Genomic DNA, 14,093 nt, shown 5'->3' with positions numbered 1-14,093 from the left:
TATGGGAAAATTAAAAGTTACAACTACAAACTTACAAGATGTAAAAATTATTGAACCAGCTGTTTTTGGAGATAACCGAGGCTTCTTCACTGAAACATATTCAGAAAGAGATTTTAAAGAAGCAGGAATAAACATCGATTTTGTACAAGATAATCACTCACTTTCTGCTCAAGCGGGTGTTTTGCGTGGTTTACATTTTCAACGAGGTAAGGCAGCTCAAACAAAGTTAATTAGAGTAGTCTCTGGTGCTGTTTTAGATGTGATTGTTGACGTAAGAAAAGGTTCACCAACATATAAAAAGTGGGAAGGATACATTATATCTGAAAGTAATCACCGTCAATTACTTGTTCCAAAAGGCTTTGCTCATGGTTTTGTTACATTAACTGATAATGTAAACTTCCTCTACAAGTGTGATAATTACTATGATGCGGAGGCAGATGGTGGAATTTCATTTAAAACTCCTGAATTAAATATTGATTGGCCTATTGATTTTGATACAGCAATCACTTCTGAAAAAGATGCGGCGCAACCAACATTTACAGAATTTGAAAAAGATAACCCATTTGTTTATGGTGAAATATAAGGAGACTTATGATGAAAAATATTATTGTTACTGGTGGAGCTGGCTTTATAGGTTCAAACTTCGTACATTATGTGGTAAATAACCATCCAGAAGTTAATATTACAGTTTTAGATAAACTTACTTATGCAGGAAATCGTGCAAACTTGGCAGGATTACCCGCTGATAGGGTTAGCTTAGTTGTAGGTGATATTGCGGATGCAGAATTAGTTGATAAACTAGTTAAAAGTGCGGATGCCGTAGTCCATTATGCTGCTGAAAGTCATAATGATAATTCATTAATTGATCCTAGCCCATTTATTCAAACGAACATTATTGGTACATATACGTTGATAGAAGCTTGTAGAAAATACGGAGTAAGATTCCATCATGTATCTACTGACGAAGTTTATGGAGATTTACCATTAAGGGAAGATTTGCCTGGACACGGTGAAGGAAAAGGGGAAAAGTTTACTCCAGAATCTAGATATCAACCAAGTAGTCCTTATTCCTCATCCAAGGCGAGTTCAGATTTGTTAGTGCGTGCATGGGTAAGATCGTTTGGTTTAAAGGCTACAATCTCTAATTGTTCAAATAACTATGGCCCTTATCAACATATTGAAAAATTCATTCCTCGACAAATTACTAATATTTTAAGTGGCATTAAACCTAAGCTCTATGGTACTGGAAAAAATGTTCGTGACTGGATTCATACTAACGACCATTCGAGAGCAGTTTGGACCATTTTAACTAAGGGTAAAATTGGGGAAACATATCTTATCGGTGCTGACGGAGAAAAGAATAATAAAGAAGTCTTAGAATTGATTCTCCAAGAAATGGGACAATCTAAAGATGCCTATGAAATGGTAAAAGACCGTCCAGGTCATGATTTGAGATATGCAATCGATTCAAGTAAACTGAGAAGTGAATTAGGCTGGGAACCTAAATTTACTAACTTTGAAGATGGACTCCAAGATACAATAAATTGGTATAAAGATAATGAATCTTGGTGGAAAGATGAAAAAGCTGAAGTAGAAGCAAAATATGCTAATAACGGTCAATAAACAATTATATGGTAGGCATTAAGCCTACCTTTTTTGGAGGTAAAAATGGATAATTTAATCATTGGGGCTAATGGACAACTTGGTACAGAACTAAGAAAATTATTAGATGAAAAACGTATTGATTACACTGCAACTGATTCCAAAGAATTGGATATTACAGATAAAGTAGCTGTAGAAACTTTTTTCGATAAAAACACTCCTAAATATGTTTATCATTGTGCTGCATTTACAGCTGTGGATGATGCAGAGGAGGAACCAGGTAAGGGTTTAAATCAAAAGGTTAATGTTCAAGGTACGAAAAATGTTGCAGAAGCTGCTGAAAAGATTGGTGCTACTTTAATTTATATTAGTACGGATTATGTATTTGATGGCAATAATACTGGAATGTACACAGAAAATGATCAGCCTAATCCTAAGAATGAGTATGGAAAAGCCAAGTGGGAAGGAGAACAAATTGTTTCTTCTACCATGAGTAAATATTACGTAATTAGAACTTCTTGGGTCTATGGTGAATTTGGTAAAAACTTTGTTTTTACAATGTTAAATCTAGCTAAGACACATGATAAGTTAACTGTAGTAAACGATCAAATAGGACGTCCTACTTGGACGAGAACGTTGGCTGAATTTATGTTATATGCAACCGAAAAGGACTTAGAGTATGGACTTTATCAACTTTCTAATGAGGATGAATGTTCGTGGTATGAATTTGCTAAAGAAATTTTAAAAGATAAAAAGGTAAAAGTTTTACCAGTTACTTCAAAAGAATATCCTCAAAAGGCATATAGACCTAAACATTCAGTTATGGATTTAAGCAAAACTAAGAGTACAGGTTTCAAAATTGTTGATTGGAAAGAGGCACTTTCTAAATTTTTAGAAAACGTGGATTAGCGAGGATTAATTAAATGAAAGTTGTTAAGAACTATTTATATAACGCCTTCTATCAGATATTTGTTCTGTTAGTTCCTTTAGTTACTACGCCATATCTTTCAAGAGTGTTGGGTCCTCATGGTGTGGGAATTAATTCTTATACTAATTCAATTATCCAATATTTTATTCTTGCAGGTAGTATTGGAATAGGCATGTATGGTAATCGTCAAATAGCTTTTGTTAGGGATGATAGAGAGAATTTAACAAGAACTTTTTATGAAATATTTTTCCTGAGGATTATCACAATATCGATTGCTTATGTATTTTTTATTGTTTTTTTGTTATTAACTAAAGAATATAGATTATATTATATAGCTCAATCAATTTCTATTATCGCAGCCGCTTTTGATATTTCATGGTTTTTTATGGGTGTTGAAAATTTTGCTGTAACTATATTCAGAAATTTAGTCATAAAAATTCTATCTTTGATATGTATATTTACTTTCGTTAAGTCCTTTAATGATTTATTTATTTATATAGCTATTCTTTCTCTTTCACTCTTATTTGGAAATTTAACTTTATTTCCAAGTTTAAAGAGATATGTAGGTAAGGTTAATTGGAAAAAACTCGGTATATTAAAACATTTAGCTCCTTCAATTTCTTTATTTATTCCTCAAATAGCAATTCAAATCTATCTAGTTGTTAACAAGACAATGCTGGGTTCTCTCGACTCAGTAGTCGCTGCTGGATATTTTGATCAGTCGGATAAAGTAATAAGATTAGTATTGGCAATTGTAACAGCTACGGGTACTGTAATGCTACCTCATGTTGCTAATGCATACATGCGAGGGGATGTGCAAAAGACGAAAGAATCCCTATATAGTAGCTTTTCATTTGTCTCTGCATTATCGGTACCAATGATGTTTGGTATGATAGCAATTACGAAAAAATTTGTTCCTTTATTTTTCTCAGAAAAATTTATTGCTATAGTTCCTCTTATGCAAGTAGAATCGATTGTTATATTAATAATTGCATGGGGCAGTGCGATAGGGGTCCAATATTTGTTACCCACACAGCAAAATAAAAACTATACAATGTCCGTAGTATTAGGTGCGATAGTAAATATTATTATAAATGTACCGTTAATTTTATGGTTGGGTGCTTTCGGAGCAAGTATTGCCACGGTTTGTTCAGAGATAACTGTAAGTGGGTACCAATTATTTTCTATTAGAAAACAGATCAGTTATAAAAATTTATTTCATGATTTTGGAAAATACATTTTAGCGGGTTTTTTAATGTTTATGATTGTTTTATTGTTAGATAACAGACTAGGTTATTCTTGGGGAATGCTATGGTTGGAAGTGATTATAGGAGCTTGCACTTACCTATTATTTTTATATCTGTTAAAAGCAGATATCTTAAAAGAAGCTAAAAAAATTTTAAAAATAAAATAAAACTTAATTGGTAAATCTATTTTAAAAAAATTGAAGGGAAAACTAATTTAAAAAGTTAGTTTTCTTTTTTGGGTGTTATCTTTTATAAAAGATTATGGGTCTATTAATAATAGAGAAGGAAAAATAAATATGAATTTAAATTATATTGCAAATTGGGATGCTAATCGAAGAACTACCTGGTCGGGAACAACGTATTCGTTATTATTAGCAATGGAAGAAAGTAACCATGTTTTTGATGTTAATATGAATGATAGCCTTGTTCAATTTTTGTCCAAGATTAATTTAAAAATGGTCGAACATATAGGAGTTGATTTATTCTCTCGATATCTTCAAAAAAGATTAAGAAAATTAGCATTGAACCAAATATCAAATGATTCTGTTAATGTTCAGGTTCATAGTATTGTAAATTTACCCAATTCATATATTTATGAAGATTTAATTTGGGAAGTACTAGCGTATATTAGAAATAATGATCCTAGCTCGTTTTCAATTAGCGGTTTTCAAAAAATCAACGACAAAACTTTTAAATATCAGTTAACTCGTCAGAGAGAATTAATCGGGAATGATAAAACGATTTTATCAATGTCTCACTGGTTAACAAATTTTATCAATAAGGAAACTTCACATAGGGCGGTGTACGTTGGTGGTGGTATTAACACTCCATTAATTAAAACGTCAATTAAAAAAAGAGATAATCAGACATTTTTATTTGTTGGTAGAAGTTTTTACCGTAAAGGGGGGGATATTGTAGTTTCGGCATTCAATAGGTTGAAATTGAAATATCCTAATGCCAAGTTAATTATCGCTGGCCCAGATAAAAATAAAATTTCAAAGAAAACTTTGAATATGAATGGAATAGATTTTATTGGTGATGTATCTGTAGATAAAATTGGCCAATTAATGACAACTGCAACGTGTTTTGTTATGCCATCGAGATTTGAAGCGTATGGATTGGTTTTTATCGAGGCTATGGCTAATGGAATGCCAATTATAGCTCGGGACAAATATGAAATGCCTTATTTTGTTTCTGAGGGCTCCGGCTTGGTTATGCGTACAGAGAAGAACGAGAGTTTAGAAATAGATAATTTATTAAAGTGCATGACAGAATTATTAGAAAATAGAAATCAATATTTAGAAAAGGCTCAGGAAGTTGCTCCTAATATAGCCAAAGAATATTCTTGGGCGGCAGTAGCTAATCGTATAACAAATGTAATTGAGGATGATAAGTTATAAGCTATAATTCCATGTGAATCGGTTATTTTTTACGACTTTACATATTAGGATAAAGTGTATAAATACGCCTATGTATAGATTTTTATTTAAAAATAACAAGAAAATTAACTATTTAACTCTTGGAAACTATCGGTGATAGATGTTAAAGCTAATATTATGCAATCTTAGATAAAACTATTTTTTATGAGAAATTTTCTAAACCTAATATTGTCCATTTAGCTGTAAGTAATAAAATAGATATTGTATCTATATTTATGCTATTGAAAATGAAATTCTTTCCAGTCTTGTTCTGTTATAAGTCTATATGTGAGAGAAATTAGAGATACTTCGACATGTAAAAAAACTAGCGAAAAGGGATTTCCCTTTTCGCTAGTTTTTTAATTTTTATCTTGCATTAACGGTTTAACAAATGCTGAAAAGAGAATGTAACCAGCAATGACTCCGCAAGCATTAGTAATGACGTCAGTGATATCAACGGTTCTTTGAATGTTGATCAACACGTCGAGTACTAACTGCATCCCTTCATTGAACAAGCCGGTCATTCCAGCCGCTATCACTACGAGGAACCAATTCAGATGTTTATGGAAAAGGATTCCTAGATAAACTCCTGCTGGAATCGTCATCACGATGTTCATGAATGAACCCATCGAACGTAAGGCTGACGGAATATAAATGATTTTAGCATGATGCCAATAGAAGTAGCGCACGTCATAGTAGTAAGGGTCGATGAAATATTGTCCTGGTGTAAACAACAGCCATGCTACACATACTAGATAAATTGCTAGACTTCCATATACAATCGCTCTTTTAACACTTGGGCGTCGCTCAAATGCTACTAAACAACCAATCACGATCAACAGGGAGAGACCGAGAAACGGTAGATATTTAATTACGAACATAAGTAGTCTCCTCCTTAAAGATTTACCATCTATCTTATGATGATTTGCGCTTGGTTACAAGGTAAACCGGAATTCCTAATAAAGTTATAACTATTCCGGTCGTGGCCAATATTGGTTGGTCGATAATTGTCGTGACTAAGACGAAAATTCCACCTAGAATAGCAATTACTGGTAAAAATGGATAGAGGGGGACTTTATATGGTCGTACTAAATCTGGTTGCGTGTGACGTAGCTTAATGACTGCATAGAAAATCAAAACGTTAAAGATCCACATGACAAAGATTAACATGTCGGTCAACAGGTCAAAGGAACCAACAATCATCATTAGTCCAGCGATTACTAATTGGACGATTCCAGCCACGTAAGGGACCGCTGTGCGTGATAATTTACTTAGATGATTACTCATTGGCAGAGAATCTTCTTTAGCCATGGCGTAGGGGATGCGCATTCCGGTCATCGTATAACCATTCAAAGCTCCATAAACGGAGATTAAGATTCCAATGGTGACTAGTTTTCCACCGATATTACCAAAGAGCTGTCCCGCAGCGGTAGAAGCTGCATTTAGATTGCCAGCTAAATCGCTGATTGGGAGGGTCTTCAAAAAGACCAGATTAATGCCAAGATAGACGATCATGATGCCAGTTAGTCCCAAACCAATCGCAAGGGGCAAGTCTCGTTTAGGATTCTTCATTTCTCCAGCAATTGCGCCAATTCCTAACCAACCATCATAGGCAAAAAGGGTTGATAACAATCCGCCACTAAAACCGGTTAAAGTTTGAGAAGTCGTAAAATGCTCCGGAACCAAGCTAAGATGGACATTGCTTGGAGCAAAAAGTCCAAAGGCAATAATCACCGCAATCGGAATTAACTTGGCAATCAAGGCCACCGATTGGAGACGTGCACCGTGCTTGGTACCTAGTAAATTAATTCCCGTAATTGAGGCCCCACAGATGACCGCAATTGGTAAGATTAGTCCAGCTTTCAAATGAAAGAGGTTGGTAAATTGCGTTCCAAAAATAATGGAAAGGGCAGCGATGTTAGCGGGGAAGTAAATTAAGGTCTGCGCCCAGCCTAATAGAAAACCGGTTAGTTTCCCATAAGTGACTTCGAGGTATTTAATGGCGCCCCCGGTAACCGGTATCGCCGAAGCTAATTCGGCACTGGTCAGTCCGGCGCAAATCGTTAGTAGACCACCAGCTAGCCAAGCTAACAGGCTTAGTCCCGCGGATTGCGTGCTAGCTGTTACACTAGAAACCTTGAAAAAGACTCCCGCTCCAATCACCGTCCCCATCACGGTCGAAAAGGCTGCAAAGAGCCCGATGTTCTTTTGCAGGTGAGTATGTTCGTTTTTATTCATAAATTCTTTCCTCTATATGCTTTAAGACTTATTTTACTATTATAAATAATTTTGCTCAGGAGTGGTAATTATCTAACAAATAAATCACCTTTCTAGCTGGAAGATGAATTTAATATTTAGCTATCATGGCTTGTAGTTGCTTTAAGTAGCTGGTCTTAAGCTGTTCGGGTGCTTCAATCGTCAGGTGTTTACCAAAGGAAACTAGGTAGTGAGTCATATAGGCCAATTCAGCTTGATTGTAGCCGCCTACGATGTAAGGCACATCATCAATCATTTCTAAGTGCATGTTGGGGTAACTATGTTTTAAGAAGAGTTCCTTACCAAAGGGCGTTAACCGGCATTTGAATGGAATGTTATGGTAGGTACTTTCATACTGGTCCTGTAAAGCTTTGAGTTCCGCCAGCGTTAAGGTGGGGGCCTTAGTCGGATTTATCTTTAAATCATGCATATAATCACACCGATAAGTGCCCCAGCGCTGGGTGTCCGGATTATAGGCACTCGTAAACCAAATTCCATTACGATAGAAGAGTTCGTAGATTTGGAGCTGAATGTGGACGTCCTCATATTGCGTGTAATGAATTCGGATAACCTGTTCTTCTAAGATGGCATTCAGAATGATTTCAAGGTTGGCGACGTCACCAACGGGAGCCACGTTATGATAGTGAACGACCGCAAGCAGGTTGGAAATATCCTGCTGATTTTCCGGAGACATTGTCGCAAATAGTTTTTGTTGAATCCGAGCATAAGATTCGTCAAAAGGAGTGACAGAAAGTACTCGCAAAGCCTTCAAGGCAAAGAAGATGGCTTGGACTTCCTTCTTATTAAAATAAATTGGGATGAGGTTGGATTGATTCAATAAGCGGTAACCTCCGTTGCGTCCCGGTTCGGTATAGTAGGCTAGGCCCATCGCTTCTAATTCTTGAATATCGCGTAAGGCTGTCCGTTTAGATATGCCAAATTCAGTGATGAGATCCTTTAGCTGAAAGGAATACTTGTCTCTGAGAAAGATTAATTCTTGGTTTAAACGTTCTGATTTTTTCAATTGCTAATCTCCTATTTAAAAGGTGCCATGTTTTGGCGCCTTTTTATTATATACTCGGTTTAACGAAGTGAAAAGGGAGATTTTAAAGATGAAAACATTAATTATTAACACCCATCCAGATTTTACTAACGAGGAACACTACTCCATTAAGCTCCAGAAGTTATTCATGGAGAAATTCCAGGAGCGTTTTCCCGCTGACCAACTAACACTTTTAAACCTTTATGATATCGAGGTCCCTCGCATTGAAAAAGGCCAACTCATGGATGTTTGGCAAAAACAAATCGCAGGAGAACCACTATCAGCTACGGAACAAGCAGTTGCCGATCAATCAGCGCACTTACTGGCTCAATTCAAGGAACACCACCGGATTGTAATTGTGGCACCACTCCATAACTTTAACGTCACGTCCCGCATGAAAGACTACATGGATAATATTATGATTGCCCGGGAAACCTTTAAATACACCGAAGACGGATCCGTGGGATTGATGACCGATGATTATCGGGTGCTATTACTCCAAGCTAGTGGCTCCATCTATACAAACCATGATCGTTATACGCCTTTGGAATTTTCTCATTTCTATCTCCAAAAAATGTTTGAAGAAATCATGGGCTTTGACCAATTTTCAATTGTGCGGGCCCAAGGAACGTCCGTCATTACTCCTCAAGCCGTTTGGGCCAATGTTCCAGCTGATATGCAAAAAGCTTTTGATCAATTCTACGCTGACTAACTAGTAGTAGGCTACCGAGTTAAATCGATTCGAATATTGGATTAGATTAGAGTACAATATTCAAAAAGGAGGTAGCCCATGGAGCGTAAAAGACATGCTAAGTATCGGCCTAAATTTAATATGCGATTTGTCCATCACCGTCGACGAATAATTTTAGGAGCTTTTCTGCTCGTGGTGCTACTAGCCGTGGCTGGCGTCTGGGTAGTTAAAAACCAACAACGCGGGGCACGGTTGGCGCTAGCGCCGTATCCCATTCATGGCTGTGTGATTGATCAGGAAAATGGCATTATCGATTTTAATTCCTTACAAAAGCAGCACATTTCATTTGTGTATCTCAATGCCACGACCGGGGCGACTTACTTTGATGATAGTTTTAATACAAATTATAGTCGGATTCAATCCACTGATCTTAAAGTTGGGATTGTGCATAACTTTAGTTTCCAAAAGCGTCCCAAAGCCCAACTGCGTTTTATTAGCCAAAAGGTCAAGAGTAATACGGGACAGCTGCCCGTGGTGATTCGAGTGAGTTACTATGGGGATTATAATGCTAAGCGGGTTGATTGGAAAAAGGCGGGTCCCGATTTAGCTGACTTGGTTAAATTGCTAGCTAATTACTATGGACAGGCGGTTGTGATTAAGACGACGCCGGCCATTAAACGACAACTGGATCCTACTTACATTAAACAAAGTAAGTTTTGGCTAGAAGAACCCCAGATTAAAAAACACAATCGGCGGGTTCAATTTGTCGAATACGATGCGGAACAAAAATTTAAAAATGATCATAGTGATTTGGAACTTCCCGTCTCCTATTTTAATGGTTCACAAAAGACTTGGAATGAACAAACCAACTAAAAAGAGTTGTAGGTAACCGAACGGGGTTACTCACAACTCTTTATTTTTTTTAGATTCAATAATGGCATAGGTTTCGTTATTCGCTTCGTCATAAATGCTGATGGGACGATAATCATTCGCTTTAATTATTAAATGATAGCCAAAACGGTCGATAAAGGTAATTCCGTAATCATCTAGAGCTTCTACGACGGTCTTGAGCAATTTGCCATCCAAATAGACATCATAGTTAGGACGGATGTCTAATTCATGCTCCCGATCAGTAGTTTGATCGTGATACAACCATGTTCCAGCAAAGAAAAATGGACTCACGCCTTTAGGATCCTTAGCCGGTTTTTTTGAATCAAGTCCAATGAATGAAAATAGTTCACCGAACGCATTTTTTTGCCAGTTCATCGCTTCAACTCCCTCTCTCAATCTTCCGTTTAAATATACCATTAATTAAACCGGGGAAGTAGTGAAAAGACTCTGTTTTTAGGAGTTGTTAATAAAATGAATTAAAGTGAAATAATTCCGTAATACTGTAGTTTTAAGGTAAAATAGAAGTATGAAATTAAAAGGAGGAACTACCATGATTAAATTTGGAATTATTGGTACTAATTGGATTACACAACAATACGTTGACGCTGCTCACGCTACCAACGAATGGAAGCTAGTTGGGGTATATTCACGGACCATTGAAAAAGCAAAATCATTTGGTGAAAAGAATGGTGCTACTAAGTTCTATGATCAGATTGAAGACTTAGCTAACGACCCCGAAATTGATGCCGTTTACATTGCTTCGCCAAACAGTTTGCATTTTCAACAAGCCCAACAAGTCTTGGCAGCGGACAAAGCTGCGGTAGTAGAAAAGCCAATCGTCGCTAATCCGACGGAATGGGAAGAACTCTATCAAACTCTAGAAGCCCATCCAAAAGCTCGTTTATTTGAAGCGGCTCGGCACCTACATGAACCTAATTTCCAAGCCATTCAAAAACAAGTCGGCGAGTTGGAATTAGTCCAAGGGGCTACGTTAACCTATGCTAAATATTCCAGCCGTTATGATAGCTACCTCGCTGGCAACGAACCAAACATTTTCTCATTGAAATTTGCTGGTGGAGCTCTCCAGGACTTAGGTGTTTACCTTGCATACGATGCAGTAGCTTGGTTTGGGATGCCGGAAGAAGTGGCTTACTTCGCCCAAAAGTTGCGGACAGGAGCTGATGGTAAGGGCGTTGCCATCCTACGCTATCCCGAATTTGATGTGACTTTAAATATTGGGAAGAACGTTAATTCAGAACTTGCGTCTGAAATCTATGGCGTTAAGGACAGTATCGTCATGGATAATGCGGCTGAGCTTAATCAAGTTGAATATATTGACGCTCAAGGTCAACGAACGGTGATTAGTGAAGCACCAGATGACAATCCGATGATTGCAGAAGCACGGGACTTTGCGCGCGTTATTAATGATCCGGAAAATGAAAAAAACGCCACCGATTATCAAAATTGGCTAGAAATAAGTCGAAATGTAAATAAACTACTATATAATCTCCGTCAAAATGGTAAGATATATTTTACCAATGAAAAAGAAGAGGACTAAACATTAATGAATGATTTATTTAAAAAGCATTTTAACGAAAAGGGTTTTGCAGAACCGACTTTGATTCAACAAAAAGTCGCTGAACCCCTTCGAAATGGGGAATCGGTGCTCGGACTATCACCCACTGGTTCGGGAAAGACCCTCGCATTTGCCTTGCCGTTGATGGAAAAAATCACGCCTGGCGATGGAACTCAATTATTAGTACTATCTCCATCACAAGAACTTGCCATTCAGACGACGGATGTTTTCCGCGAATGGGCAGCTTTGATTGGACTTCGGGTCACTTCGATTACAGGGGGTGCCAACGTCCAACGTCAAATCGAACGCTTGAAGAAGAAACCGGAAATCGTGGTCGGTACTCCTGGTCGAGTTTTAACGTTAATTAACGAACGTCGCTTAAAAGTGAGTGAAATTCAAAGCTTGGTCATTGATGAAGCCGATGAACTTCTAACTGGTGAAAACCTTGAAGGAACCCGCCAAATTGAAGATCAACTCCTAGCTGATGTGCAATTAAGTTTCTTCTCCGCTACTAACGATTTAGCGCTAGATGATTTGGAAGCTTGGTTTGATGTGCATCCACAAGTGGTGGACGTCCGTGCTGAAGACAACACTCGCGGTCACGTTCAACATGGTTGGATTGAAGTGCCTGAAAAGATGAAAGCGCGCATTTTAAAACAACTTAGTCGAGTCAAAAACTTCCAAGGTCTGGTCTTTTTTAACCACGTTTCGACGATGGAAAAGACAGCGGCTTTATTGAAGCATGAAGGCGTAGATGTCGGTAAAATTGCGGGACATCAAGTCCAAATCGATCGTGCAGCGGCCATGCGACGTTTTAAGAAAAAGGAATTGTCACTATTAATGGTAACTGATGTAGCGGCTCGAGGCTTAGACATCGATCGTTTACCAGCGGTGATTAACTACGATATTCCTCACAACGCTACTACCTATACGCATCGCGTGGGGCGGACTGGTCGGATGGGACAAGATGGGTATGTCATCAGTCTGGGAAATGATCATGATATTCGTGACTTACGAAAGATGACAAAGGAATTGGGCATTGAGGCTGAAAAATTAGCCATCCAAAATCGGAAAATCATTTTGGCTAGTGAATACGTTGAAGCACCTAAAACACCATCAATCAAGGCAACTTCAACCAAAAAATCAGCTCCTGAACAAAAGTCACAAGCTGGGACTAAGACTCCTAAAAACTCTAAAGCAAAGAGTCAAAAGCAATTTGATAACCCTCCCGCAACCCCCAAGAAGAAGGGTAAAAAGAAACATTCTAAGCGTAAAGGAATGCGGCGCGTTAAGAAAGAGTTATAAATTTATTGAATTTTGGTTAATTATATTTTTTATAGTTAAAAAAAGGCCTAAATAGTGTAATATAGTCACTGTTGAAAGGTGGGTATATTTTTATGCGTAGAGAACATACAAAAAAATCGCATACTGTGCGAAACACGATTTTAATCGTTCTGGCAGTTATTTTACTTGGAGGAGGGGTCTACGGTTTTCGGAAGTATCAAAATGTGAAAAATGCCGTGGATAATACCTATAGTAGTGCAGGAATTAAAAAACAACGTAATACAAATAGTTTGTTAAATGGTAAGAAGCCCATTTCGATTTTATTAATGGGAACTGACACGGGGGCTTTAGGTCGTTCATATAAAGGACGGACGGATAGTATGATGGTGGTAACCATTAATCCGAAGACTAAAAAGACCACGATTACTAGTATTCCGCGTGATTTAGGTGTTACTATTCCAGGTTATGAATCGAAGTCACCTTCTAAGATCAATGCTGCTTACGCCTTTGGTCAAGCTGGAACGGCGATTAAAACTGTTCAACAAGTGTTCAACGTTCCGATTGATTTCTATGTTTTAGTTAACATGGGTGGTATGGAAAAAGTTGTTGACGAAGCTGGTGGAGTAGACATCACGCCAACTTTGAGCTTTACGTATGATGGATATACCTTTACTAAAGGGGTTAAAACCCATATGAACGGGAAGAAAGCCTTGGCTTATTCAAGAATGCGCTACGATGATCCTCAAAATGACTATGGACGTCAGACTAGACAACGAGCAGTGTTAACTGCTATCATCAGCAAGAGCAGTTCTGTATCAAGCTTATTAAACAAAGATTTTATAGATTCAATTTCTAATGAAACTAAGACCGACTTTACCTTTAACGATCTAGTCGACTTGGCTAAAAACTATCGTTCATCAACCGGTAGCATTGAAGAAACCCATGCTCAAGGGGATGGACAGATGGTTAATGGTCAATCCATGGAAATTGTTTCAAACACCGAATTACAACGGGTGACTAACTTTATTCGCAATGGATTAAGTTTAGAACACGAAAAGACGGGCACCGCAGCCCTGTCTGCAAGCAGTGCTAACACTAGTGATAGTAGTGTGGAAGCAGCTAATATCAATGCAGGAAATTAAGGAAAACTAAGGAGAT

At 37.5% G+C, this 14,093-nt stretch carries 14 protein-coding genes; 10 read left to right on the top strand and 4 right to left on the bottom strand.

Going from position 1 to position 14,093, the window contains the following annotated elements; genetic code table 11:
- Position 1: 1 nt before the first annotated feature.
- The 5 genes from rfbC to HFC68_RS08295 all read left to right on the top strand — a co-directional run bounded on the left by rfbC (position 2) and on the right by HFC68_RS08295 (position 5,177).
- Entirely contained in the window at positions 2 to 583 is a 582-nt protein-coding gene (gene rfbC, locus HFC68_RS08315) for a dTDP-4-dehydrorhamnose 3,5-epimerase (protein ID WP_094104631.1), read from the top strand.
- Between the two features lie 11 nt (positions 584 to 594).
- Complete coding sequence (gene rfbB, locus HFC68_RS08310) at positions 595 to 1,623, top strand: dTDP-glucose 4,6-dehydratase (RefSeq protein WP_162879416.1); 1,029 nt, start codon at positions 595 to 597, stop codon at positions 1,621 to 1,623.
- Between the two features lie 45 nt (positions 1,624 to 1,668).
- Positions 1,669 to 2,511 carry a dTDP-4-dehydrorhamnose reductase gene (rfbD, locus tag HFC68_RS08305; RefSeq protein ID WP_167399784.1) on the top strand — a complete coding sequence of 281 codons (843 nt, stop codon included), beginning with the start codon at positions 1,669 to 1,671 and terminating at the stop codon, positions 2,509 to 2,511.
- A gap of 14 nt (positions 2,512 to 2,525) precedes the next feature.
- On the top strand, positions 2,526 to 3,944 hold the full coding sequence (locus HFC68_RS08300; RefSeq protein ID WP_167399783.1) for a polysaccharide biosynthesis C-terminal domain-containing protein: 1,419 nt from the start codon (positions 2,526 to 2,528) through the stop codon (positions 3,942 to 3,944).
- Positions 3,945 to 4,073: 129 nt separating this feature from the next.
- Positions 4,074 to 5,177, top strand: a complete 1,104-nt coding sequence (locus HFC68_RS08295; protein ID WP_117311175.1) for a glycosyltransferase family 4 protein — start codon at positions 4,074 to 4,076, stop codon at positions 5,175 to 5,177.
- Between the two features lie 377 nt (positions 5,178 to 5,554).
- On the opposite strand, the gene HFC68_RS08290 is transcribed toward HFC68_RS08295, so the two are convergent.
- The 3 genes from HFC68_RS08290 to HFC68_RS08280 form a co-directional block, all read right to left on the bottom strand.
- Positions 5,555 to 6,076: a VanZ family protein gene (locus HFC68_RS08290; protein WP_036673118.1), complete on the bottom strand. Its 522-nt coding sequence runs from the start codon at positions 6,074 to 6,076 to the stop codon at positions 5,555 to 5,557.
- A 34-nt stretch (positions 6,077 to 6,110) separates the two neighbouring features.
- The gene (locus HFC68_RS08285) at positions 6,111 to 7,433 is read right to left on the bottom strand and encodes an APC family permease (RefSeq protein WP_167399782.1); all 1,323 of its coding nucleotides are present in this window, start codon (positions 7,431 to 7,433) and stop codon (positions 6,111 to 6,113) included.
- Positions 7,434 to 7,542: 109 nt separating this feature from the next.
- Entirely contained in the window at positions 7,543 to 8,475 is a 933-nt protein-coding gene (locus tag HFC68_RS08280; RefSeq protein ID WP_167399781.1) for a YafY family protein, read from the bottom strand.
- Between the two features lie 88 nt (positions 8,476 to 8,563).
- On the opposite strand from HFC68_RS08280, the gene HFC68_RS08275 reads away from it, so the two are divergent.
- The gene (locus HFC68_RS08275) at positions 8,564 to 9,205 is read left to right on the top strand and encodes an FMN-dependent NADH-azoreductase (protein WP_099300068.1); all 642 of its coding nucleotides are present in this window, start codon (positions 8,564 to 8,566) and stop codon (positions 9,203 to 9,205) included.
- Positions 9,206 to 9,283: 78 nt separating this feature from the next.
- Positions 9,284 to 10,057, top strand: a complete 774-nt coding sequence (locus HFC68_RS08270) for a GH25 family lysozyme (RefSeq protein ID WP_060743440.1) — start codon at positions 9,284 to 9,286, stop codon at positions 10,055 to 10,057.
- A gap of 30 nt (positions 10,058 to 10,087) precedes the next feature.
- On the opposite strand, the gene HFC68_RS08265 is transcribed toward HFC68_RS08270, so the two are convergent.
- Positions 10,088 to 10,450 carry a DUF4828 domain-containing protein gene (locus tag HFC68_RS08265; protein ID WP_159291732.1) on the bottom strand — a complete coding sequence of 121 codons (363 nt, stop codon included), beginning with the start codon at positions 10,448 to 10,450 and terminating at the stop codon, positions 10,088 to 10,090.
- A 175-nt stretch (positions 10,451 to 10,625) separates the two neighbouring features.
- Here HFC68_RS08265 and HFC68_RS08260 point away from each other — a divergent pair, with 175 nt between their 5' ends.
- From HFC68_RS08260 to HFC68_RS08250, 3 genes are all read left to right on the top strand, one after another.
- A complete protein-coding gene (locus HFC68_RS08260) occupies positions 10,626 to 11,633 on the top strand; it encodes a Gfo/Idh/MocA family protein (RefSeq protein ID WP_023440200.1) in 1,008 nt (335 codons plus the stop codon).
- A gap of 6 nt (positions 11,634 to 11,639) precedes the next feature.
- The gene (locus HFC68_RS08255; RefSeq protein WP_128887500.1) at positions 11,640 to 12,956 is read left to right on the top strand and encodes a DEAD/DEAH box helicase; all 1,317 of its coding nucleotides are present in this window, start codon (positions 11,640 to 11,642) and stop codon (positions 12,954 to 12,956) included.
- Between the two features lie 92 nt (positions 12,957 to 13,048).
- Positions 13,049 to 14,077, top strand: coding sequence for an LCP family protein (locus HFC68_RS08250; RefSeq protein WP_011673176.1), 1,029 nt, complete (start codon positions 13,049 to 13,051; stop codon positions 14,075 to 14,077).
- Positions 14,078 to 14,093 lie beyond the last annotated feature (16 nt).

Origin of the sequence: Pediococcus sp. EKM201D, assembly GCF_011800215.1 — a bacterium.
GTDB classification, from domain to species: domain Bacteria; phylum Bacillota; class Bacilli; order Lactobacillales; family Lactobacillaceae; genus Pediococcus; species Pediococcus pentosaceus.
This window is presented reverse-complemented; position numbering and strand designations above follow the sequence as displayed.